Source organism: Pontibacter russatus (assembly GCF_009931655.1).
GTDB lineage: Bacteria > Bacteroidota > Bacteroidia > Cytophagales > Hymenobacteraceae > Pontibacter > Pontibacter russatus.
In genome coordinates this window covers 2,995,147-3,017,639 of sequence record NZ_CP047984.1, presented here as the reverse complement: position 1 = coordinate 3,017,639, position 22,493 = coordinate 2,995,147, and the positions used below count along the sequence as shown (strand labels likewise).

18 protein-coding genes are annotated in these 22,493 nt (G+C 57.0%); 7 read left to right on the top strand and 11 right to left on the bottom strand.

Annotation, left to right across the window (positions count from 1 at the left end; genetic code table 11):
- Positions 1–261 precede the first annotated feature (261 nt).
- From GSQ62_RS12315 to GSQ62_RS12290, 6 genes are all read right to left on the bottom strand, one after another.
- Positions 262–438 carry a hypothetical protein gene (locus tag GSQ62_RS12315; protein ID WP_161889779.1) on the bottom strand — a complete coding sequence of 59 codons (177 nt, stop codon included), beginning with the start codon at positions 436–438 and terminating at the stop codon, positions 262–264.
- A gap of 237 nt (positions 439–675) precedes the next feature.
- Positions 676–1,083, bottom strand: coding sequence for a hypothetical protein (locus GSQ62_RS12310; protein WP_161889778.1), 408 nt, complete (start codon positions 1,081–1,083; stop codon positions 676–678).
- Positions 1,084–1,316: 233 nt separating this feature from the next.
- Positions 1,317–2,780 (bottom strand): potassium/proton antiporter, encoded by a 1,464-nt coding sequence (locus GSQ62_RS12305; RefSeq protein ID WP_161889777.1) that lies wholly within the window; start codon positions 2,778–2,780, stop codon positions 1,317–1,319.
- A gap of 120 nt (positions 2,781–2,900) precedes the next feature.
- Positions 2,901–4,175: a kynureninase gene (kynU, locus tag GSQ62_RS12300; RefSeq protein ID WP_161889776.1), complete on the bottom strand. Its 1,275-nt coding sequence runs from the start codon at positions 4,173–4,175 to the stop codon at positions 2,901–2,903.
- 271 nt (positions 4,176–4,446) lie between these two features.
- On the bottom strand, positions 4,447–5,511 hold the full coding sequence (locus tag GSQ62_RS12295) for an amidohydrolase family protein (RefSeq protein ID WP_161889775.1): 1,065 nt from the start codon (positions 5,509–5,511) through the stop codon (positions 4,447–4,449).
- Between the two features lie 270 nt (positions 5,512–5,781).
- The gene (locus tag GSQ62_RS12290) at positions 5,782–6,321 is read right to left on the bottom strand and encodes a 3-hydroxyanthranilate 3,4-dioxygenase (RefSeq protein ID WP_161889774.1); all 540 of its coding nucleotides are present in this window, start codon (positions 6,319–6,321) and stop codon (positions 5,782–5,784) included.
- A gap of 122 nt (positions 6,322–6,443) precedes the next feature.
- On the opposite strand from GSQ62_RS12290, the gene GSQ62_RS12285 reads away from it, so the two are divergent.
- The 3 genes from GSQ62_RS12285 to GSQ62_RS12275 all read left to right on the top strand — a co-directional run bounded on the left by GSQ62_RS12285 (position 6,444) and on the right by GSQ62_RS12275 (position 11,119).
- Positions 6,444–7,232, top strand: coding sequence for an SDR family oxidoreductase (locus GSQ62_RS12285; RefSeq protein WP_161889773.1), 789 nt, complete (start codon positions 6,444–6,446; stop codon positions 7,230–7,232).
- Positions 7,233–7,549: 317 nt separating this feature from the next.
- Positions 7,550–8,995, top strand: a complete 1,446-nt coding sequence (locus GSQ62_RS12280; protein WP_161889772.1) for an aldehyde dehydrogenase — start codon at positions 7,550–7,552, stop codon at positions 8,993–8,995.
- Positions 8,996–9,226: 231 nt separating this feature from the next.
- Positions 9,227–11,119: a chloride channel protein gene (locus tag GSQ62_RS12275; protein WP_161889771.1), complete on the top strand. Its 1,893-nt coding sequence runs from the start codon at positions 9,227–9,229 to the stop codon at positions 11,117–11,119.
- Between the two features lie 84 nt (positions 11,120–11,203).
- Here the strand turns inward: GSQ62_RS12275 and GSQ62_RS12270 are convergent, their stop codons facing one another.
- The 3 genes from GSQ62_RS12270 to GSQ62_RS12260 form a co-directional block, all read right to left on the bottom strand.
- A complete protein-coding gene (locus tag GSQ62_RS12270) occupies positions 11,204–13,441 on the bottom strand; it encodes a S9 family peptidase (protein ID WP_161889770.1) in 2,238 nt (745 codons plus the stop codon).
- 188 nt (positions 13,442–13,629) lie between these two features.
- Complete coding sequence (locus GSQ62_RS12265; RefSeq protein WP_161889769.1) at positions 13,630–15,195, bottom strand: OmpP1/FadL family transporter; 1,566 nt, start codon at positions 15,193–15,195, stop codon at positions 13,630–13,632.
- Between the two features lie 33 nt (positions 15,196–15,228).
- A complete protein-coding gene (locus GSQ62_RS12260) occupies positions 15,229–16,404 on the bottom strand; it encodes a hypothetical protein (protein WP_161889768.1) in 1,176 nt (391 codons plus the stop codon).
- A gap of 197 nt (positions 16,405–16,601) precedes the next feature.
- Here GSQ62_RS12260 and proS point away from each other — a divergent pair, with 197 nt between their 5' ends.
- The 3 genes from proS (at position 16,602) to floA (ending at position 19,764) form a co-directional block, all read left to right on the top strand.
- Positions 16,602–18,080 carry a proline--tRNA ligase gene (gene proS, locus GSQ62_RS12255; protein ID WP_161889767.1) on the top strand — a complete coding sequence of 493 codons (1,479 nt, stop codon included), beginning with the start codon at positions 16,602–16,604 and terminating at the stop codon, positions 18,078–18,080.
- A gap of 213 nt (positions 18,081–18,293) precedes the next feature.
- Positions 18,294–18,767: an NfeD family protein gene (locus GSQ62_RS12250; protein WP_161889766.1), complete on the top strand. Its 474-nt coding sequence runs from the start codon at positions 18,294–18,296 to the stop codon at positions 18,765–18,767.
- Positions 18,768–18,777: 10 nt separating this feature from the next.
- The gene (gene floA, locus GSQ62_RS12245; RefSeq protein WP_161889765.1) at positions 18,778–19,764 is read left to right on the top strand and encodes a flotillin-like protein FloA; all 987 of its coding nucleotides are present in this window, start codon (positions 18,778–18,780) and stop codon (positions 19,762–19,764) included.
- Between the two features lie 66 nt (positions 19,765–19,830).
- Here floA and GSQ62_RS12240 read toward each other — a convergent pair whose 3' ends face one another.
- Complete coding sequence (locus GSQ62_RS12240; RefSeq protein WP_161889764.1) at positions 19,831–20,220, bottom strand: Dabb family protein; 390 nt, start codon at positions 20,218–20,220, stop codon at positions 19,831–19,833.
- Positions 20,221–20,523: 303 nt separating this feature from the next.
- Positions 20,524–21,363: a hypothetical protein gene (locus GSQ62_RS12235; RefSeq protein WP_161889763.1), complete on the bottom strand. Its 840-nt coding sequence runs from the start codon at positions 21,361–21,363 to the stop codon at positions 20,524–20,526.
- Positions 21,364–21,466: 103 nt separating this feature from the next.
- Here GSQ62_RS12235 and GSQ62_RS12230 point away from each other — a divergent pair, with 103 nt between their 5' ends.
- Complete coding sequence (locus GSQ62_RS12230; RefSeq protein ID WP_161889762.1) at positions 21,467–22,441, top strand: isopenicillin N synthase family dioxygenase; 975 nt, start codon at positions 21,467–21,469, stop codon at positions 22,439–22,441.
- The last annotated feature ends 52 nt before the right edge of the window (positions 22,442–22,493 follow it).

Below are 22,493 nucleotides of genomic sequence, written 5' to 3'. Positions count from 1 at the left end.
ATACGCAATCTACAATATACGGTAAATTGCGTTCATCTCTGCATGCTGCCATCATGCGGGCTCCGGAACAATTGGCCAGACTTTATGCGCGGCAGAAGTGCCCTATATAAATGCCGGGCAGCTATACGGTTTAGTTACAGTTTTCCCGTCCTTCCGGGTATATAGTTTGCAGGATGACAAAGCAGATGAAGCTCATTTTGTTAGGGCGTTTATATATGAACTTTATATATAAGCCCCCGCGGTTCCCGCTCTCCGGCAGGCTTACTCCGTTACGGCGAAAACGATAAACGACATCAGGAGCAGGAAGCCATATATGACGAGGACGTTTATCCTGTTCTGCTCCCCGGGATACCAGAAGAGGCTCCTCTTCGGGGCGACCAAACCCACCATGATCCCGGTGATGGCCGCCCATGAAATAACGATTGCAAAGTTTGCCATAGCGCTCTATTTACAGCTAACCCGAACAGGCCCGGCAATGCTTTTGGGAGGCCGCGCCCGCTTCTGAATAAGATGAAAGGCAGAAGGCACGGCAGCATGCCAGCCAGGCCCATGGCTCTGGGCGGACTGCGCTGCGGGCGCAGTCCGCCTCCATATGGCATATCCCGCCAAAAGCGGGCGCGGCCAGGGGCGCAACCACGCGCTTGCCTTCTGAAAAAAGAGAAAGAGGAGGAAGCCCTAAGGAGCGTTGGGTTGCAGCGTGGCGGGCAGCAGCTGCGCTAAAAGCCTGACTCCTGCAGCGCCTGTGGAAAAAGCAGGGATCGGTTCGTTGGTGGGTGCGGCAAAGGCCAGCAGCAGCAGGGGCTGCTTTATGGGCTGCGCCAGGTCTATCTCCGGGCAGGAAGACACTCTGGCGTCCTGGAATGCCTGCACCGCCTGCTCTTGTACCGCCGCCTGCCCCTCGCCTGCAGCTGTCGCCGACTGGAGGGTTAACCCGGATGCCGTGCCATGAAACAGAAAGCTATAGACCGCCACCTCCTGCCCCGGCAGGGTGAGCGCCCAGAGCAGCATCACCGCCATAAGCGGATAGCGGAAATAATAGCCTGTCGTTTTCCTGTGCAGCATCATGCGGTACAAAAATAGCACATCCGGGGCTAAAATGAAACCGCATGGCCCCGATTTGAGCAGTAGCCTGCCAGCAGTGGTACTTTATATAGAAGTAGAAGGACACAGGACATTTGTATCGCGCCTCACAGATTATGCCCTTATCCACTAAGATTTTGCGCATACCCGCTGCGCAAAACCCATCCGATATGGGTGTTACTAACTGTATAGGATGTGCGATGCCTCCAGGGAGAGTGCTCGCCCGGGTACTCAGGCTATAGGCCCAGAGCCGCGTTCACCTTTTCCAGTTCCTCGTCGTTGTCCACCATCACCAGCAGCTTGTCGTTGCTCTCCAGCACAGTGCCGCCATTGGGCGTCACGAATTTCCCTCCCCGGTCTATCAGCACAATCAGCGCGGTTCTGGGAAACAGCAGCTCCACAATAGATTTGCCGATGGCGGTGCTCTGGCTTGTCAGTTCCACCTCCACCAGGGCGTTTTTGGCATCGTACCCCATCTCCTCCCCCAGCTGTATCTTTTTTGGTTTGTTGTCCCGCTCACTCAGCCCGAGCCATTTTGCCACCACCGACAGCGTGGTGCCCTGCAGCATGACGGAGGTGAGTACGATAAAGAACACGATGTTAAAGATCATCCCCGACTTCTCCACGCCCGCCAGCAAGGGGTAGGTGGCAAACACAATGGGCACCGCCCCCCGGAGCCCCACCCAGGAGATGTACAATTTTTCGGGCAGGGACACTTTGAAAAAGGCGAGCCCGAGAAACACGCTGACGGGGCGGGCCACTAACATCAGGAACAGCGAGATGAGCAGGCCCGTGCCGATGACGGGCAGCATCTCGGAGGGAAACACCAGCAGGCCCAGCGTCAGGAACATCATGATCTGCATGAGCCAGGCCACCCCGTCGTAGAACCGGGTAAGGCTGCCCTTGTGGATAAAGTTTTTGTTGCCGAGCACCACCGCCGCTATATAGACAGCCAGAAAGCCGTTTCCGCTGATGAGGTTGGTAAACGCGTAGGTGAAGATAACCATCCCCAGCGTGAGCGCCGGGTACAGCCCCTCCTGCTGCAGCTTGATGTTGTTGATAACCCAGGCCATGCCCCGGCCCATGGCCACGCCCATGGCTCCGCCGATGCTCATCTGCATGAGGAACATGGGCACCAGCTGCAGGATGCTGGCCTCCTCCTGGTTCATCACCAGATACGTAAAGCTCACCGTCAGGAAATAGGCCATCGGGTCGTTACTGCCCGACTCCAGCTCCAGTGTGGGCCTCAGGTTGTGTTTGAGCCCGAGGTTTTTGGAGCGGAGAATAGAGAATACGGCCGCCGCATCGGTAGAGGAAACAATGGAGCCGAGCAGCAACCCCTCCAGCAGGGTGAAGCCCGTAACCCAGGAAACAAACACCCCCAGCAGCATGGCCGTGATAAAAACCCCCAGCGTGGAGAGCACCACCCCACGCCATAGGATTGGCCGTATATTTTCCCAGCGCGTGTCCAGGCCTCCCGAGAAAAGTATGAGCGTCAGAGCAATGCTGCCCATTGACTGTGCCGTAAGAGAATCGTCGAAGTGTATACCGCCGATGCCCTCCGAGCCGGCCAGCATACCCACGCCCAGGAACAGGATGAGCGCCGGGATACCGAACCGGCCCAGGCTCTTGCTGATCAGGATGCTTATCAGGAGCAGCACGGATGCTCCGAGCAGTATGTCTTCAATCGTAAAGTTCATTCTTATCCTTTACCACGCTACGTTTAACCATATACCTAGCATTTATATATAAACGGATAACAAAAGCATAACCGGCAGGCGAAGATTTTGCCGCGCCTGCCGGCTGCACCGCCCGTGCCTCTACACGTCCCGGAGGCATTGGTGCAGAATCTCGGAGAAGCGGTACACTTCCTCAAAGCCGTTGTAGAGCGGCGCGGGTGCCACCCGGATCACGTCCGGCTCCCGGTAATCCACAATAATACCGGCGTTCATCAGCCGCTCGAACAGCAGGCGGGAGTGCTGTTTCACGAGCAGCGAAATCTGGCAGCCGCGGGCCTGCGGGTCGCGCGGCGTAATCATCTCCAGCACGTCCTCCCCCGCCTTCACGTCATCTATCAGGTACTCGAGGTAGCCCGTCAGCTTTTCGCTTTTGGCGCGGAGGCTCTCCATGCCTGCCTCGTCGAACAGCTGCAGCGAGGCGCGATGCACGGCCATCGGCAGAATCTGGCTGTTGCTCAGTTGCCAGCCTGCCGCCCCTGCCATCGGCCGGAAGCCTTTTTTCATCTGAAAGCGCTCTTTTGAATTGTGCCCCCACCAGCCGGCAAAACGCGGGATGGAAAGGTCATTGCCGAAACGCTCATGTACGTATACCCCGGAGGTGCCGCCGGGCCCGGAGTTCAGGTATTTGTAGGTGCACCACACGGCAAAGTCCACATCCCAGTCGTGCAGGCGCAGCGGCACGTTCCCGGCGGCGTGCGCCAGGTCAAAGCCAACGAAAGCACCAGCCGCATGCCCTGCTTTCGTGATGGCCTCCATATCGAACACCTGCCCGGTGTAGTAGTTAATGCCGCCCATCATCACCAGCGCCAGCTCGTCGGCATGTGCCTGTATGCTTTGCAGTATATCCTCCGTGCGCAGCGTGTGCTCCCCCTCGCGCGGGAACAGTTCAATGACGGCATCATCGGGGTTATAGCCATGGAATTTTGTCTGTGTCTCAAGCGCGTACTGGTCGGAGGGGAAAGCGCCGCCTTCGGTGATAATTTTATAGCGCCTGCCCTGCGGGCGGTAGAAAGACACCAGCATGAGGTGCAGGTTCACGGTCAGTTGGTTCATGATCACCACCTCGCTCTCTTTGGCCCCCACCACGCGGGCAGCACCCGGCGCCAGCAGTTCATGGTAATTCACCCAGGGCTCCTCTCCTTTAAAGTGGCCTTCCACAGCCAGGTTCGCCCACTTGTACATTTCATTGTCGATGTACATCTGCGCCGATTTTGGCTGCAGCCCCAGGGAGTTGCCGCAGAAGTAGATGGCATCCTGCCTGTTTACCTGCGGATAGTAAAAGCGATCCCGGAAGTGATAAAGCGGGTCGCGCCGGTCCTGCTCCTGCGCAAAGGCAAGGGTATTCTGGTAGTTCATGCGGATTTTATATATAGAAGCTGCCGCGGCAGGTATTGTTTTGGGAACGCTGCGAATATACGAATTTGCGTTTTGAGTTACGGATGAGAGGAACAGGCGTTGCGGCAGACGCTCGCAGGAGCTCCCGCAAGCCTGCGGGGCGGGTGCGCACGCTGCGAGGTTCTTGGGAGCAGAGCTATCTATAAATCATATAGGGAATATATGCAATGTCAGTATCAAATGGGCCTTGCATATCTGTCCAGCCACGATGATTATGCAGTGCAACTAGAAATCAACTCCCTTTCACAAACTGCTCTTTCTGCAGGTTCAGCCACTCCAGGGCGGTGCCGTGCAGCATGCGGTTTTTGGTGGCCTGCCCATAAGGAATGGATTCGATGAGTTTGCCCGGCTCCAGTTCGCCCAGCGGGAACGGGTAGTCAGTGCCAAGGGCGATGCAGTTTGCCCCCACCAACTCCACCAGGTACTCCAGCACCTTCGGCTCATGCACCAGCGAATCCAGGTAAAACCTGCCGAGGTACTCGCGGGGGTTCACGTTGTTGTCGACGGCACAGAGGTCGGGCCGCACCTCAAAGCCGTGGGCGATGCGGCCGATGGTGGCCGGAAAAGAGCCGCCGCCGTGTGCAAAGGCCACGCGCAGCTTCGGCAGGCGCTCGAACACACCGCCGAAAATCATGGAGCAGATGGCGAGGCTTGTCTCGGCGGGCATAGCCACCAGCCAGGGCAGCCAGTATTTGCTCATCTTCTTCTTGCCAAACATGTCCCAGGGATGCACGAAAACAGCTGCGCCCAATTCCTCCGCCGCCTGGAAAACCGGGAAGAGGTAAGGCGAGTCCAGGTTATGCTCGTTGATGTGCGTGCCGATCTGGACGCCCGCCAGCCCCAGTTCTTTCACGCAACGCTCCAGCTCCTTTACCGCCAGATCCGGCGCCTGCATCGGTAGCGTGCCCAGGCCCACAAACCGGTCCGGGTAGTCGGCCACCACGCCGGCTATATGGTCGTTCAGCATCCGGGACAGGTCGTGGGTGTGCTCCGGCCTGGCCCAGTAGTTAAACATGACGGGCACCGTGCTCAGCACCTGCACGCCCACCCGGTGCTGGCTGCACTCGTGCATGCGCACTTCGGGGTCCCAGCAGTTGTCCTGTATCTCCCGGAAGAACTTGTCGTCCATCATCATGCGGGCACAGCAGGGCTTGTGGTGCTCCAGCCTTACAAAGCCGCCGTAGCCGTAGCGCTCCCGCAGGTCCGGCCACGTGCGCGGCAGTATATGCGTGTGGATGTCGATCTTGAACAGGTCGGCACCCGCAACGGACGCGGTTTGGAGCTTTTTCTCGTGCATGTGAACGAACAGGATGAAAGTGGTCTGGCTGCCGGACGCGCGGCAAAAGGCAATCCAACAAGATACTGATTTTCTTCTTTCTACGCACGTTGAGTGGCAAAAGTAGCCAGGCGGGAATCAATCAATACAGGCAGAAAATTTAGCGCGGCTCTATCTTCTGCCTATATATAGATGGCGGCTCAGACAGTAAAAAAGCAGCCTGGCCATATATAGCTGGTATGTATGGGCTGGCTGCTTTTTGCTTGTCAGGAGTTGTGTGGTTCGGGCAGTTTATTTTGCCGCCCCGGCTGGCTGAACAGGCGGTCGCATCACTTCGCCGCAATTGCTGCAGGTGCGGCGCTCCTCGCTCTTCCAGAAGTTGTCCATGATCACAGGCAGTTGCCCCACTATATCCGTCACGTCGGCGTACTCCTCATATAGCTTGTTGCCGCAGTTTTCGCAGAACCACAGGAAGCCGTCCTTCTCGCCCGCTTTGCGGTAGCGCTCCATCACCAGCCCCACCGTGTTGGCCGGGCGGCGCGGGGAGTGCGGCACGCGGGGCGGCAGCAGGAAAATCTCTCCTTCTTTTATCGGAATATCCACCGGCTTGCCGTCTTCTATGATCTTCAGCACAATGTCGCCTTCCAACTGGTAAAAAAACTCCTCGCCCTCGTCGTAGTGGTAGTCCTTGCGGGCGTTCGGGCCGCCGACCACCATCACAATAAAATCGTCGTTGCCTTTATATACCTGCTGGTTGCCCACGGGCGGTTTCAGCAGGTGGCGGTTTTCCTCTATCCAGGCTTTGAAGTTGAAAGGTCGTGTTATGGCCATCGTTCTGTATCGTTTGGTTACTAGCCTGAAGGTACGCAAAAGCAGTTGAAAATGGTAGCCTCACCAACGTCCGCAGCTATATAGGCCATACAGGTTTGGGCGGATTTCCGTACATTCAGGTTATGAACTTAGACCTGAAAAACAAACGCGCCATGGTGTGCGGCAGCACGCAGGGCATCGGCAAAGCGGTGGCCCTGGAACTGGCAGCCCTGGGGGCCAGCGTGACGCTGGTGGCCCGTAACGAAGAAAAGCTGAAAGAAGCAGTCGGGGAACTTGAGCGAACCGGCGGGCAGCAGCATGATTATATCGTGGCCGATTTCTCGAACCCGGATGAGGTATATAGGCAGCTAAAGGCTTATATGCAGGAGCAGGCCGCCATGCACATCCTGGTGAACAACACGGGCGGCCCTCCCGGCGGGCCTATTCTGGAGGCAAAGCCGGAGGAGTTCCTGAAGGCGTTTAACATGCACCTCGTCAACAACCACCAACTGGTGCAGGCCGTGGTGCCGTTCATGAAAAAAGCGTGCTACGGGCGCATCATCAACATCATCAGCACTTCCGTGAAAGAGCCCATTCCAGGTTTGGGCGTGTCGAACACCACGCGCGGCGCGGTAGCCAGCTGGGCCAAAACAATGGCCAACGAACTGGGGCAGTTTGGCATCACGGTCAACAACGTACTCCCGGGCTCCACCAAAACCAGCCGCATCTGGTCGCTGGTGGAGAGCCGGGCCGAAAAGTCGGGGCGCAGCCGGGAGGAGGTGCAGCAGGAGATGGAAGCCGCTATCCCCGCCCGCCGCTTTGCCGAGCCGGAAGAGGTAGCCGCCACCGCCGCTTTCCTGGCCACGCCCGCCGCCGCCTATATAAACGGCGTCAGCCTGGCTGTGGACGGGGGGCGGACGGGGAGTATATGATTGGTGGTTGTTGATTGTTGATTGTTCTGCAAACGTAATCCAACCACCCCTGCCCCTCCTTGTCCAAGGAGGGGAGTCTGGTTCTGCCTCCTTTAATTTTAAAGACTATAGTTGAAGATATAGCTGTAAATGAAGCCCAGCATATACAACCATATATAAGCAGGCGCTTGCTATGCAGAAGGAAGGAGTAGAACTAAAGCACCCTCTCCTGTTTTTAGGAGAGGGCTGGTGTGAGGTAAATGTCCTGGGGTGGTTGGACCCAGAACTGGTTACGCTTCCCCATAATTTCTAATTTTTAATTTCTAATTGCGAACGCAGTGAGAAAGCTCCAGAACTATATCAACGGCCAGCTAACCCCACCTGTGTCGGGGCAATATATAGACAACTACAACCCGGCCACCGGGGAGGTATATAGCCTCATCCCCGACTCGGATGCACAGGATGTGGAGTTGGCAGTGCTGGCAGCGCAGGCGGCTTTCCCGTCTTGGGCGAAAACGCCTGCCGAAAAGCGCGGACAGCTTCTGATGCGCATTGCCGACCTGATAGACGAGTGCCTGGACCAACTGGCCGAAGCGGAATCTACTGACAATGGCAAGCCGCTGAAACTGGCGAAGACGGTGGACATCCCTCGGGCCAGCAGCAACATGCGCTTTTACGGCACCGCCATTCCCCATTTCGCTTCGGAGGCGCACTATATGGAGGGCACCGAAGCCATCAATTACACCATCCGCCACCCGCACGGCGTGGCAGGCTGCATCTCGCCCTGGAACCTGCCACTGTATTTGTTCACCTGGAAAATTGCGCCTGCGCTGGCGGCCGGCAACTGCGTGGTAGCGAAGCCCTCGGAAGTAACCCCCATGACGGCCTACCTGCTCTCGGAAATCTGCATGGAGGCTGGTTTACCGGCAGGTGTCCTCAACATCGTGCACGGCTACGGGCATAAAGTAGGTGCGGCCATCGTCGCGCACCCGAAGGTGCCGGTCATTTCCTTCACGGGCGGCACGGCTACCGGCCGCTCCATCGCGGCCACGGCGGCTCCCCTATTCAAGAAGCTGTCGCTGGAATTGGGTGGCAAGAACCCGAACATCATCTTCGCCGACTGTGATTTCGACAACGCCCTGCACACCTCCATCCAGTCGTCGTTTGCCAACCAGGGCCAGATCTGCCTCTGCGGCTCGCGCATTTTTGTCGAGCGCCCTTTATATATAAAGTTCCGGGAGGCGTTTGTGGAGAAGGTAAAGGCCATGACGGTGGGCGATCCCTTGGAGGAGGCAACAGTGCAGGGAGCCGTCGTGTCGGAGCGGCATATGCAGAAGGTGCTGTCCTATATAGCACTGGCAAAGCAGGAAGGCGGCACCATCCTGGCAGGAGGACACCGGGTGCAGGTAGCGGGGCGCTGCGCCAACGGCTGGTTTATATCTCCCACCGTGATAGAAGGCCTGCCCTGCGACTGCCGCACCAACACCGAGGAAATCTTCGGCCCCGTCGTCACCCTCACCCCGTTTGACACCGAGGAAGAAGTTATCCGCTACGCCAACTGCACCGACTACGGCCTCTCCGCCACCATCTGGACCCAAAACCTCTCCCGTGCCCACCGTGTGGCGCACCAAGTACACGCTGGAATCATCTGGGTCAATACCTGGCTGCTGCGCGATTTACGGACCCCATTTGGCGGGATGAAGAACTCCGGCGTGGGCCGTGAGGGTGGCTTTGAGGCGCTGCGCTTTTTCACGGAGTCGCAGAACGTTTGCGTGAAGCTGTAATTGTGCCGTGCAGGAGCATGAGCCGCGCCCTCAGCCTGGCACCAACATATAAGTGCTTCATTGGCAAGGCTGAACTTGCACAAAATCAGGCCTCACTGGGACTTCTTCCTGCTGAAAGCACTGCCAGTTGGCGTACTTTTGATTACCTTTGCGTTGTAGGGCCAGGGAAACACCCGACCGCCCGAGTACATCAGCCGCTTAATGGTGGCAACAGCATACAGTAATTCTTTAATGACATCAGCAAAAAACTTAAACAATGGTATCCCTGTTTCAGTCGCGCTAAAGCCAACGCTGGAATCCGAGAACATCCGGCCCAGGATAACCGAGGACAAAAAAAGACTACTCAGAATTTCTGCCCTGGCAATCCTGGTTGCCGCCTGTATCAGCGGCATCGCCAAACTGCTCATCTACCTCATCGACCTGGTCAGCAACATTGCCTTCTACGGCCGGTTTTCTGTTGAATACATAAGCCCGGCTGCAAACGACCTGGGGCTCTACGTAATCATTATACCTGCCGTGGGTGGCCTTATTGTAGGCCTGATGGCGCTCTACGGCTCCAAGGCCATCCGGGGGCACGGCATACCCGAGGCCATGGAGCAGGTGCTCACGAACCAAAGTAAGATAAAGCCTTCCATCACGTACCTGAAGCCCCTGTCCTCCGCTATCGCCATAGGCACCGGGGGACCCTTCGGGGCGGAGGGCCCGATTATTGCGACGGGCGGGGCGCTGGGCTCCACCCTGGGGCAGTTGCTGAAAATTACCCACAACGAGCGTAAGATATTACTTGCAGCGGGTGCCACCGCCGGTATGTCGGCCATATTCGGCACCCCCATCGCAGCCATTTTCCTGGCCATCGAACTGCTGCTGTTCGAGTTCTCCCCGCGCTCCATTATCCCGGTGGCGCTGGCCTGTATTACGGGCGCGGCAGGGCATCACCTGCTTTTTGAGGAAGGGCCTGTATTTCCGATGGAGGGAATTATTGCAATGCCCAGCAACATTGCGCTCGCCTATTACAGCGCCATCGGCCTTGCGATGGGTGTGCTCTCTGTATTGACGACCAAGATCGTTTACTATGTGGAGGACGGTTTTGAGAAACTGCCCATCCACTGGATGTGGTGGCCGGCCATCGGCGGGCTGGCAGTCGGTGTCATCGGTTTCTTCGCGCCGCGCACCCTGGGCGTTGGCTACGAAAACATCACAGACCTGCTAACAGGCGACATGACGGTGCAGCTTATCTTCTCGCTGTGCATCCTCAAGTTTCTTTCCTGGGCCATTGCGTTGGGCAGCGGCACCTCGGGCGGCACGCTGGCTCCCTTACTGACTATCGGGGGCGCCACCGGCTCGCTGCTGGGCAGCGCCGTCCTTTATTTCTTCCCGGAGTCCGGCATCACGATTCCGCTGGCGGCCCTGGTGGGCATGTCGGCTATGTTTGCGGGGGCTTCCCGGGCACTGCTCACGTCCATTATCTTCGCTCTGGAGTCCACCTCGCAGGCGAATGCGCTGCTGCCGCTGCTGGCTGCCTGCGCGGCCTCCTACATCATCTCTTTCTTCATCATGAAAAACACCATCATGACGGAGAAGATAGCCCGCCGGGGTGTGAAGACGCCTTATTCCTATGAGCCCGACATTCTGGAGAAGGTAACGGCGGAACAGGCCGCCAACAAACACGGGCTGGTGCTGAGCGAGGAGAACAGCATCCAGGAGGTGCGCGACTGGCTCAGCAAGGAGCAGGACTACAACAGCAATTACTTCATCATCTCCGACAATGCGGGCGCGTTCAAGGGCATCCTGAGCTCTTCCAACCTGTTCAGCCACCACCACAACCCCGAGAGCAGCATTGGCAGCCTCATCAAGCGCAAGCACATCTCTGTCTCCACGGACAGCAGCCTGCGCACCGCCGTGGAGATGATGGCGAAAGAAAACATAGACGTCCTTCCTGTCGTGTCCAGCGACGACAACAACATTGTCGGAGTATTGTCTTATAAGGATATCATCGCCACCTACAAGCACGGCATTGAGGAGCACGAGGAAATGCTGCCTGATATTTCGCTGAGACGGAACGGGATGAGAATACTGCTCCGCGGGCAGAAGTTCTTCACCTCAAGGAGCGTAAAAGACAAGTAGTGCAAGCCCCGGAGGCAAGCTATATATAAATGAGGAAGGGCAGGCTATATATAGCCTGCCCTTCCTCATTTATATATAGCCTTTTTATTGGTTCACCTCAGCATCGTCCGGGTTTATCAGCTTGCGCTCCAGGAAGTCGGTCATCATCCTGAAACGGTGCAGCGTGGTGATGCCGCCCCCGATGCCATGGTTGCGGTTGGGGTAGTAGAAGCTCTCGAACTGCTTGTTGGCGCTGATAAGTGCGTCCTGCATCGCCACGGAGTTCTGGAAATGCACGTTATCGTCGCCGGTGCCGTGGATCAGCAGCAGGTCGCCCTGCAGTTGGTCGGCGAAGAACAGCGGGGAGTTCTCGTCGTAGCCGGCGGCGTTCTGCTGCGGGGTTTTGAGGTAGCGTTCGGTGTAGATGGAGTCGTAAAAGCGCCAGTTGGTGACCGGGGCCACCGATATGCCCGCCCGGAACACGCCATCGCCCTTGGCCAGGCCCAGCAGCGTCATATAGCCCCCGAAACTGTGGCCCCATATGCCGATGCGGTCTTTGTCTGCGTACGGCTGCCCACCCAGCCACTTGGCCGCCGCGATCTGGTCCTCAATCTCGTACTTGCCCAGGTTGGCATAAGTCAGCTTCTTGAAGTCGGCGCCACGGCCGCCGGTGCCGCGGTTGTCCACGCTCACCACAATTACACCTTTGTCGGCCAGCAGCTGGTGCCACAGGTAATTGCTGCCACCCCAGCTGTTGATCACGGTTTGGGAGCCAGGCCCGCCATATACAAACATCAGCACCGGGTACTTTTTGTTCGGGTCAAAGTCAGCCGGTCTGATCATCCAGGCATTCAGTTTAGCACCGTTTTCAAGGTCAATGGTGAAGAACTCTTTCTTGGAGATGCTGTACTGCGCCAGCGTGTTTCTGAGCTCCTCGTTGTCCTCCAGCACTTTTATCAGCTTGCCGTCTTTGGCGGTGTGCAGGCTTACTGTGGGCGGCGTGTTGGCGGCGGAGTAATAATCGAGGTAGTACTTGAAGTCATTGCTCATGTTGATGTCGTGCGTGCCCGGCTTCTCCGTCAGGCGGTCTTTTTTCCGGCCCTTGCTGCTGATGCTGTACAAGTGGCGGTCCAGCGGCGACACCTCCGTGGACATATAGTAGAGTCGGTCACTCTTCTCGTCGTACCCCACAAACTCGCTTACCTCCCACGCGCCGTCCGTGATCTGGCGCACCAGCTTGCCATCCATTCTGTAGAGGTACAGGTGGTTGAAGCCGTCTTTCTCAGAAGAGTGGATGAAGTGCTTGCCGTCCTTCAGATAGGTCAGGTCGTCGGTGACGTCTATATAGGTTTTGCTGGTTTCCTTCAGCACCACATCCGCTTTGCCCGTGCTGGCGTTGGCATGCAGAATCTCCAGGGTGTTCTGCAGCCGGTTCATTTTCTGGATGGAGAGCAGGTTGGGGTTGCCGGTCCACTTGATGCGCGGGATATAGACATCGGCCTCGCTGCCGGTTTCCATCTCCACGGTTTTGCCGCTGCTCACGTCATACACCGACACCTTCACTTTCGAGTTGGCCTCACCGGCTTTGGGGTACTTGAACTTGTAATCCTGCGGATACAGCTCGCCCCACAGCTGCATGTTATACTCCGGCACGTTGGTTTCATCGAAGGTATAGAACGCAATCCTCTTCCCGTCCGGAGACCAGTGGAAGCCTTTGGCAAAAGAGAACTCCTCCTCATATACCCAGTCGGCATACCCGTTGATGATGGAGTTAGTTTTGCCGTCGGTGGTGATCTGCGTTTCCTTCATCGTGCCCAGGTCGGTCACGAACATGTTGTTCTCGCGCGCAAAGGCCACTTTTTTGCCATCCGGCGAGAACGTGGCGTATAGCTGCGGGCCGCCGTCGCTCAGCTTCGTCAGCTTTTGGGAGGCGATGTCATATATATAAAACTCCGCTTTGGACGAACGGCGGTATATCCGCTCGGTGTCGGTGGAGAACAGCACTTTCTGCTCGTCCGAAGAAAAAGTGTAGTCGTCGTACTGGATGGGGGCGTTGCCGCCGGCTGGCACCAGGCGCTCGCCCTCGATGATGGTGGCGACAGGCTGGCCGGTGGTCACGTCATACTTTACGATGTCGTACACCCTGTTCTTTTCGTCCGGCACCGTGGAGCTGTAGTAGCGGCCGTCGTTCATCCAGTTCACGCCGTAAACCGATTCTGCCCGGAAGGCGCCTTTCTGGTAAATGTCTTCTAAGGTAAGGTCCTTTTTCTGCTGCGCCTGCGCCACAAAAGCAAGGCAAAGCAGCATGGCAGTCAGCAAATTCGTTTTTAGTTTGAGATGCATGCAGTTTATATATGGGTTTCTCTGATCAAATTTATAGGAATAATATCGTTTCGCCATAGGTGCCGGCCATATATACCGGACCGGCGGCCGCGCCCTATATGGCCGGAAGAAAAAAGACAGCCCCGCTTCCGGAACTGTCTTTTATATATAGCCTCTATCTTTATATATAGCTTCTATATATGGTGCCGTTAAAAATTGTAGCCCACCGTCAGCAGCACCGAGTTCTGCGTGTTGTTAAGGTCCACTACAGGCTCCCCGCCCTCGGATGAAAACCGATAGGGCGAAAAGCGGCTCTCGCTCTTGCTACTCACAAAGGCAAGGTCGGCATACCAATTCTGGAGGCGCACCCCCACTCCTGCGGTAACGGAGTTTACGGCTCCATCCAGGGCAGCGCTTTGGTAAGGGTCTCCTGAGTGGGCATAGCCTGCGCGCACCCGGAACGATTCGTAACGCCCCTCAGCGCCTATCCTGTAGTTCATCGCCGACTGGTAAGTGTTGGAGATGTTGCCGTTCAGATCGGTGAAGAAGCCGGTTGTGCCGGTTCCGAACTCATCATCCTCTTTAAAGCGGCTGCTGGCGTAGTTCACGTACTCCACATCCCCGGTCAGGAAGCCATATTTGCCCAGAAAAACGGCCACGCCGCCCGTAGCCCTGAACGGAGTGGTCAGCTGGTAGGTAAAGTCGCCCGGGTCCTCAAAGGCTTCAAAACTTTCCGGCACGCCGGTGTCGGGGTTGAGCGTGGTGGAGGACAGCGAGCGCTGGTACGTGTCAGTCAGGGTGAAGGCCGTCGGCGTCTGGATGCTGGCGCCTAGCCGCAACGCGTCGATGGGCCGGGCAATGACGCCCACCTTCAGGTTAACCCCTGCACCGCGCGTGGTGAAATTATCGTACAGCTCCAGGCTGTAATTTCCTTCCACATCCGGGCTGCCGTCTTCATTAAAGCTAGCTATATAGTGGCCTGACTCGCGGAAAATACTCTCCTGTGTAAAGTTCGTGGTTATGATTCCCACAGAGGCCCCTATATAGATCCGGTCGCGGTAGCTGGTGCCGACGCCAATGTCTATCTGGTTCTGCGACCCCCTGCGCTCGATCTCCTCGCTCTGGGCGATATCGCCTAAGCTATAGAGCGGCTCGGCATACTGCCCGAGGTCGTCTTCCAGCACATCAATCAGGTAATTGCCGTAGGCCAGGCCCTCTATCGTGTTGAAACCGGCGTCATACTCGTCATCCAGGCTTTCCTGCAGCGTTTCGCCAGCATTCAGGGCCCTCAGGTTGGCACGCTCCGCAAAGTAATCTACAATGGTGTTGGGCGGGGCGGAGGTGTTTTGGTAGGAGATCCGCTGGTTGAAGTTGTTGAGCCGCGTGAAGCCTATCCCGAAGTTCAGGCCGCGCCAGTCGCTGGCGTCCTCGTCGCCCTTGCGGTTCGAGAGGATGAGGCCCGCCTGCGGAATAGTGAGCAGGTTGCGCTCGTCGGACTGCGTTGCCTGGTTTGCGGTAGCCTCTGAAATGCTGTATTGCAAAGCCGGGGTAATGCTGAACTCCGAGCGGCGGAACATCCCAATACCAGCGGGGTTGCCTGCCAGGTTTGATACATCAGCGCCTAAAGCTGTTTGTGCGCCTCCCAGTCCTTGTGTGCGTGCGGAGCCTGCCACGCCCAGTTGAGAGTAGCGCAGGGCATCCACCTCGGTTTGAGCAAAAGCAGTTCCGCTCCAGCCCAGCGCGAACGCCAGGCTGGCCAAAACTATCTTTTTCATATATGTTCGGTTGAGCTTTTTAATGAATTGCTGTTAGTTGCCTCGACGAGGACGACCACCACCGGATGAACCGCTGCTTTGCTGCGCCGGGCTGCTGGAGGGCGCCGGACGGCTCTCAAAGGTAGAGCGCGCTGGACGGCTTTCGTAGGTGCGGTCCGGGCGGCTTTCAAATGTGCGCTGCTCCTGCTGCCGCTCCTGCCGGAACTCCTGAGTGCGGGTGCTGCGGCGCTCCGGACGCTCTGTACGGGCGGGCACTACCTCGCGTCGCTGCTCCTGGCTTCTTTCCACCCCAGGCTCCTGCGTGCGGCGCTGGCGGCTTTCGATGGTGCGGCTTGGGCGGGCAGGGCGGTTTTCGAGGCTGGCCTTGCTTTCCTGCGAGTTTGTCGGAGAGGTTGCTGCCTCTCCTCTGGTGGCAGCCTGTCGGCCTCCCCTGCTTTCGCCTTCGTACACATTGCCTCTGGCTGGCCTGCCTGCTACAGAAGATCGTTCGGTAACCACAGTGCTACGCGAGTCGCGCGGGCGGTTCTGCACACGCACCGGGTTGGTTATGATCACCGGGCGGTCGTAATAGCCGTAGGGGTTGCTGGCATAGTAGCCGTTATGCAGGCCATTGTAGTAGCCGTGGCGGTAGCCGTTATAGAGGCCGTATCCGTAGCTGCCGGGCCACCAGTTGCTGTACGGGTGGTTGTAGAAGCCACTGCCCCAGCCCAGCCCGTAGCTCACACTAAGGCGCAGGCCGTTGTTCCAGTAGGGGTTGCGGCGGAAAGAGCTGTAGGAAAACGGATCATCAAAGAAAGGGTCGTAGAAGGGGTCGTAGTACGCGTAGCTGGCCATGCGCGGCGAGTACGCCGATCCCCAGTAAGGGTCCACGAACGAGTAGTTCGGCTGGTACCAGTTGTCGCGCGGGTCATACGAACGCCCGTCGTAGTATTCCTCGGTGTAATAGTTGTTCACGGCGGCTTCGCTGCCTGCATACTCCGGGTTCAGCACCTCGCCTTCAGCAAGCGCCTCCTCTGCAGGCTCCCCGCGCTGCTGGTACTCCTGGCCCGACGAAGCCGTAGCCTCCTGCGTCTGCACGTACTCCGTTTTGTCGGATGCGCCGTAGTACATGTCGTCGTACTCCGTAGACTGCATCGCTACAGGGCTGCTGCAGCCCACCGCTAGCAGCGCAAGGGCGGGGGCTATCGTAAGTAAGGTATATTTTTTCATGGCTAGTGCTGTAAAGAACCCCTTAAGTTAGAGCTATATCAAAGATAACCACACAATGGCGCAAATCCTTATTTATAGTGTAATATATTAACGTAATTTTACGCCAGAATGATATGATGCTTTATATACTTAATATAGCAAAATCTATTCCAAACGCGTTAACGATAAGCGGTATATACCAAAAAGAGTTTTAAATTATGAGCAAGGGGCTACCTAAGAGAAGCGAGGACTACTCACTGTGGTACAATGAACTGGTAAAGAAAGCAGGACTGGCTGAGAATTCCGCCGTGCGCGGCTGTATGGTCATCAAGCCCTATGGCTATGCGATATGGGAGAAGATGCAGCGCGTGCTGGACGATATGTTTAAGGCCACAGGCCACCAGAATGCCTATTTCCCGCTGTTTGTGCCCAAGAGCCTGTTTGAGGCCGAGGAGCAGAACGCCGAGGGCTTTGCCAAGGAGTGCGCTGTGGTAACCCACTACCGCCTGCAGACCGACCCTGACAACGCTGGTAAGCTACGCGTGGACCCGAACGCCCGGTTGGAGGAAGAGCTGATTGTGCGCCCCACCTCGGAGGCCATTATCTGGAGCACCTACAAAAACTGGATACAGAGTTACCGCGACCTGCCCCTGCTGATAAACCAGTGGGCCAACGTGGTGCGCTGGGAGATGCGCACGCGCCTGTTCCTGCGCACGGCCGAGTTCCTGTGGCAGGAGGGCCACACCGCGCACGCCACCGCCGAAGAAGCCATTGCCGAGACAAAGCAGATGATGGAGGTATACGCCACCTTCGCGGAGCAGTACATCGCCCTGCCTGTGATACGGGGCGTCAAGACGCCAAGCGAGCGCTTTGCCGGCGCCCTGGACACCTACTGTATTGAAGGCATGATGCAGGACGGAAAGGCTTTGCAGGCAGGCACCTCACACTTCCTGGGCCAGAACTTCGCCAAAGCTTTTGATGTGAAATTTGCTACGAAAGACGGTGGCCTGGAGCATGTGTGGGGCACTTCGTGGGGCGTGAGCACGCGCCTGATGGGCGCGCTCGTGATGGCGCATTCCGACGACGAGGGGCTGGTGCTGCCTCCAAAACTGGCCCCTATCCAGGTGGTCATCGTGCCCATATATAAAGGCGAGGAGCAACTGGCGCAAATCAGCGAGAAGGTGAACGGCCTGAAGAAGGAACTGGAGGCCAGAGGCATCAGCGTGAAGTTTGATGACCGCGACACCGAGCGCCCCGGCTTTAAGTTTGCCGAGTGGGAGCTGAAGGGCGTGCCGGTGCGCCTGGCCATCGGCGCCCGCGACCTGGAGAACGGCACCGCCGAAGTGGCCCGCCGCGACACCAAGGAGAAGAGCACGCAGGCCTTCGACACCCTCGCTGCTTATATACCCGCTCTGCTGGACGAGATACAGCAGAACATCTACAGCAAAGCCCTGAACTACCGCGAGGAGCACACCACCCGGGTAGACACTTATGAGGAGTTTAAAGAGGTGCTGGAGAATAAAGGCGGCTTCGTGCTGGCACACTGGGACGGCACCCCGGAAACGGAGGAGCGCATCAAGGAAGAGACAAAAGCCACTATCCGCTGCATCGCCCTCGACACGGAGGAGGAGGAAGGCGTGGACATGCTGACAGGCAAGCCAAGCAGGCAGCGCGTGTATTTCGCCAAAGCGTATTGATGGCCGTTGTTCGTTTATCGTCTCCCATGAGCGGCGATAGCACCGGCTATATACAACCTGTATAAACAGCGCCGCCTCCTGCACCGGAGGCGGCGCTGTTTATACAGGGCTTCTCCCACAGACAAAGATTGCCCAAAGCTGAGAATTCGTAATTCGTAATTCGTAATTCGTAATTCTAAATCACTATATTTACCTATATAAGCTCCCTGCCCTATGCTACTGGATTGGATCACGGTTTTATTGCTCATCGGTATTGGCCTGCTGCTGGTGGTGGTGGAGCTTGTTTTCGTGCCGGGCACTACCGTGGTGGGCATACTTGGTTTCATCCTCGCCGCCATCGGCATCTGGATCGGCTATGCTGCCCTCGGCACCACCATCGGGCACATCATCCTGGCCATCTCGGTACTGGCAGGTATAACAGCCTTTGTCTACAGCTTCCGCTCCGATAGTTGGTCGAAGTTTGCCCTGAAAGACCGGAACCGCAGCTATGTGAATGAGGACTCTCCCCATATGCTGCAGGTAGGCGAAGAGGGGAGAACCGTGTCGGCGCTGCGCCCGCAGGGCACTGCGCTGTTTGCCGACCGTCCGCACGAGGTACAGACCCGTGGTGAGTTCGTTGCGCCCAATGCCGCTGTCCGCATCATCCGCCTGGAGCAGAATAAAATTATAGTAGAACCTATCTCCTAACTAAACACAGATGGAAAACCTGTCCGTATTGCTGATTATTGCAGGCGTCATAGTAGCCCTGGTCATCTTCCTGTACTTCGTGCCGATCAGCCTCTGGATCACCGCGCTTTTCTCCGGCGTGAAGGTTGGCCTGGCGGAACTGGTGTTCATGCGCATCCGGAAAGTGCCGCCGAGCCTTATTGTCAACTCCATGATTAACGCCACCAAAGCTGGCATCGACCTGACGACAACCGAGTTGGAGACGCACTACCTGGCGGGCGGCAATGTGCCAACTGTCATCAAAGCGCTGATTTCTGCGGACAAGGCAAACATCCCGCTGTCTTTCAAGCAGGCCACCGCCATAGACCTGGCAGGCCGCAATGTGTTCGAGGCCGTCACTACCTCCGTGAACCCGAAGGTGATTAACACGCCCAATGTGGCCGCCGTGGCGCAGGACGGCATCCAACTGATTGCGAAGGCCCGTGTGACGGTGCGCGCCAACATAAACCAACTGGTAGGCGGCGCTGGCGAGGAGACCATCCTGGCCCGGGTGGGGGAAGGCATCGTCACTTCCATTGGCTCCTCTATCTCGCACAAAAGCGTGCTGGAAAACCCCGACATGATCTCAAAACTGGTGCTGCAGAAAGGCCTGGATGCGGGCACCGCCTACGAAATCCTCTCCATCGACATCGCGGACGTCGATGTGGGCGAGAACATCGGGGCGAAACTGCAGATAGACCAGGCCGGGGCTGACCTGCGCGTGGCCGAGGCCAAAGCCGAAGAGCGCCGCGCTATGGCGGTGGCCGTGGAGCAGGAAATGAAGGCAAAGGCGCAGGAAGCGCGTGCCAACGTAATTCAGGCGGAGGTGGAAGTGCCGCAGGCCATCGCCGCCGCTTTCCGCAGTGGACACCTGGGCATTATGGACTACTACCGCATGCAGAACATCCAGTCCGACACCGATATGCGCAACTCCATCGCCAGTCCGGGGCAGGGAGGCGCGAACAAGCCGCGGGAGTAGACAACAGCAGGGGATGCTGCTGCACCCAAACAGAGGCAGCGGCATCCCCTGCTGTTAATCTTTTGCTTACTCTGCCCAATAGTCCACCACCATGACTTCTGCCAGCAGCGGATCCACAGACTTGCTGAAGGCTTGGTGGTCTGGGTGGGCCCCATAGGCTGCCAACGCCTCCTCATCCCTCACTGTAACAATAAAGCAGTGGGTAAACCCTCCACGCTTCTTCTGGAAGGCCACATCCGGTCCTCCCTCAAATTCTAGTATCTGGGGCACTTTTCCCTTCAAGGCATGGAAGTCTTCCGTAGCTTTCTTCATCTGCTCGGGGGTAACTTCGGGTTTAAACTTAAAAGCCACCGCATGCCGCAGTTTCTGAGCCTTGGAGGCACCGGCGCTGAGAAGCAGGAAGGGGCTCACGCCCAGAAGCATGACCAGGAGCAGCGTGATCTTCAGGTGTTTCATATGTTTAAATAAAGTATAATCTGATTCCGAAATAGCTTTTTGAAATGCAGGGACAAAAAACGCAATGAAGCTCTCCCATATAATAGACAGTAATATCGTGCTTTTATTTAAGGCCCTATATAGCAAGTTCTAAATTCCCCTCCATCACTTTAAAATTATCCCCTGCCACCAAACCCCAGCAGGCACATATGCCTTCTCCTGCGAGCTATATATAGCTGCAACACTCAAAGCCATATATAGCAGAGCGCCCACGCCAGAATTCTGTCTAACGTGGGCGTTCTGCTATATATAAAAATGAACAACTTAAGCCGCGGGCTTCAGTGTGAAGGTGCGCGTCACGCTGTTGTATGGGCCCGGCAGCACGTTGCCGCTGCTATCCACCAGTTCCAGTTGTATGGTGTTCTCGCCCATCGGTAGACCTTGTATGCTATAGGGCAACCATCTGTCCAGCATAAACTCGGTGCCGTTGATGGTGGCCCTCACTTTATTTCCCGTGGCGGAAAGGTCTGTGTTCACGAGGTAAAAGTCCAGCATGATCTGCTCCGCATCCTTGCCTACATACTCGCCCTTGGGTCGGCTGTAGAACATGTGCGGGGTCGACAGGTCGAATTCCAGGCTTTCGGTGGGGCGGCCTACCGTAACCTTGCGCAGGTCGTACGCGCCCTCGTGCTTCAGGCTCTCGTGGTAGGAGCGGGACAGGAACGACAGAATTACGTGCTCTCCCTCTTTCATCTCTTTCGTAAACTCTGTCTCGTAGTGCGCGGTGTACGGCTCATTGTCCACGATGTTGTGGATGTGCTGCCCCTGCTGCGAGTTGGCCAGGTGCTCGGCATTGGAGTGCGGCGTCATGCGCGTTAGTTGGTAGTTAGACAGGGTATAGTCGAACTGCACAGGCCCAGGCTCCACCACGCTTCCTGCGGCAGGCACGTTCAGGCGCAATTGCGACTCCGGGTAATTCTGCGAGTTGTTGAAGGCAAAAACACTCAGTCCGTTTTTGTTCATTACAGCGCCAGCCGGTATCGGACCCTCGTTAATCGGAGCCACAGGAGTCTGTGTTTCTACATCCTGCGTCTGCCGGGCAGTGTCACAGGCGGTGAATCCAACCATCAGGGCCGAGGCCAGAAGCAAGTACGTTTTTCTCATCAATTTTGGGTTTAGTTAGCGACAGGGCTAATTTAGCGGTTTTAATTTTTCCGTATATTGCGATCTACGTATAAGTTACAAAAAAGTATACAGTTTTTACTATATGAGCGAGATTTTGTTTGAGGAGGTTCCTTCGCTGGACCTGGCTGATTTTACATCGGGTGACGCGGAGCGAAGGGCAAGGTTTGTGGGGCAGCTGAGCGATGCGTACCAGAATATCGGCTTCATCGCGCTGCGCAACCACGGGTTGAGTGATGAACTGACCCAAAAACTGTATGCCGCCACCAGGGCATTTTTTGCGTTGCCCGACGAGGTGAAGCAACAGTACGAGGTGCCGGGACTGGCAGGCCAGCGCGGCTATGTGGGCAAGGGCAAGGAGCACGCCAAAGGCCGCAACACCGGCGACCTGAAAGAGTTCTACCACGTGGGCCAGGAGGTGACGGACAACGACCCGATTAAGGACGAGTACCCGGAGAACATCTTTCCGAAAGAGATAGCAGATTTCAGAGAGGTGACGCTGGAGGCTTACCGCAAACTGGAGGCGGCCGGCAAGCAAGTGCTGAAGGCCATCGCCATCAACCTGGGCCTGGAGGAGAGCTACTTTGACGACAAAGTACACAACGGCAACAGCATTCTGCGCCCCATCCACTACTTCCCGATTGAAGACCCGGACAGTGTGCCCGCCGATGCGGTGCGCGCCGCCGAGCACGGCGACATCAACCTGATCACGCTGCTGATGGGCGCCAGCGCCGACGGCCTGCAGGTGCTGCGCCGCGACGGCAAGTGGATTCCGATTACGGCCCTGCCCGAGCAGGTGGTGGTAAACGTGGGCGACATGCTGGCGCGCCTCACCAACAACAAGCTGAAGTCGACCATCCACCGGGTGGTGAACCCGCCGCGCGAGCTGATGAACACCTCCCGCTACTCCATCCCGTTCTTCATGCACCCGCGCTCCGAAATGGACCTGACCTGCCTGGAGAGCTGCATCGATGCGCAAAACCCCAAAGCCTACCCTGACGCCACCGCCGGGGAGTACCTGAACGAGCGCCTCATAGAACTCGGCCTGAAAAAAGCATAAAGGCGCTGCCTGAAACTTTAAAAAGAGAGATAGCTAAAACCTGTCTCTCTTT

Excerpts from the sequence above, each read along its gene's own strand:
- GSQ62_RS12305 (WP_161889777.1), bottom strand. The coding sequence starts at position 2,780 with ATGAACTTTACGATTGAAGACATACTGCTCGGAGCATCCGTGCTGCTC.
- GSQ62_RS12250 (WP_161889766.1), top strand. The coding sequence starts at position 18,294 with ATGCTACTGGATTGGATCACGGTTTTATTGCTCATCGGTATTGGCCTG.
- GSQ62_RS12290 (WP_161889774.1), bottom strand. The coding sequence starts at position 6,321 with ATGGCCATAACACGACCTTTCAACTTCAAAGCCTGGATAGAGGAAAAC.
- GSQ62_RS12230 (WP_161889762.1), top strand. The coding sequence starts at position 21,467 with ATGAGCGAGATTTTGTTTGAGGAGGTTCCTTCGCTGGACCTGGCTGAT.
- GSQ62_RS12285 (WP_161889773.1), top strand. The coding sequence starts at position 6,444 with ATGAACTTAGACCTGAAAAACAAACGCGCCATGGTGTGCGGCAGCACG.
- GSQ62_RS12270 (WP_161889770.1), bottom strand. The coding sequence starts at position 13,441 with ATGCATCTCAAACTAAAAACGAATTTGCTGACTGCCATGCTGCTTTGC.
- GSQ62_RS12260 (WP_161889768.1), bottom strand. The coding sequence starts at position 16,404 with ATGAAAAAATATACCTTACTTACGATAGCCCCCGCCCTTGCGCTGCTA.
- GSQ62_RS12315 (WP_161889779.1), bottom strand. The coding sequence starts at position 438 with ATGGCAAACTTTGCAATCGTTATTTCATGGGCGGCCATCACCGGGATC.
- GSQ62_RS12295 (WP_161889775.1), bottom strand. The coding sequence starts at position 5,511 with ATGCACGAGAAAAAGCTCCAAACCGCGTCCGTTGCGGGTGCCGACCTG.
- floA (WP_161889765.1), top strand. The coding sequence starts at position 18,778 with ATGGAAAACCTGTCCGTATTGCTGATTATTGCAGGCGTCATAGTAGCC.
- GSQ62_RS12265 (WP_161889769.1), bottom strand. The coding sequence starts at position 15,195 with ATGAAAAAGATAGTTTTGGCCAGCCTGGCGTTCGCGCTGGGCTGGAGC.
- proS (WP_161889767.1), top strand. The coding sequence starts at position 16,602 with ATGAGCAAGGGGCTACCTAAGAGAAGCGAGGACTACTCACTGTGGTAC.
- GSQ62_RS12235 (WP_161889763.1), bottom strand. The coding sequence starts at position 21,363 with ATGAGAAAAACGTACTTGCTTCTGGCCTCGGCCCTGATGGTTGGATTC.
- GSQ62_RS12275 (WP_161889771.1), top strand. The coding sequence starts at position 9,227 with ATGACATCAGCAAAAAACTTAAACAATGGTATCCCTGTTTCAGTCGCG.
- GSQ62_RS12240 (WP_161889764.1), bottom strand. The coding sequence starts at position 20,220 with ATGAAACACCTGAAGATCACGCTGCTCCTGGTCATGCTTCTGGGCGTG.
- kynU (WP_161889776.1), bottom strand. The coding sequence starts at position 4,175 with ATGAACTACCAGAATACCCTTGCCTTTGCGCAGGAGCAGGACCGGCGC.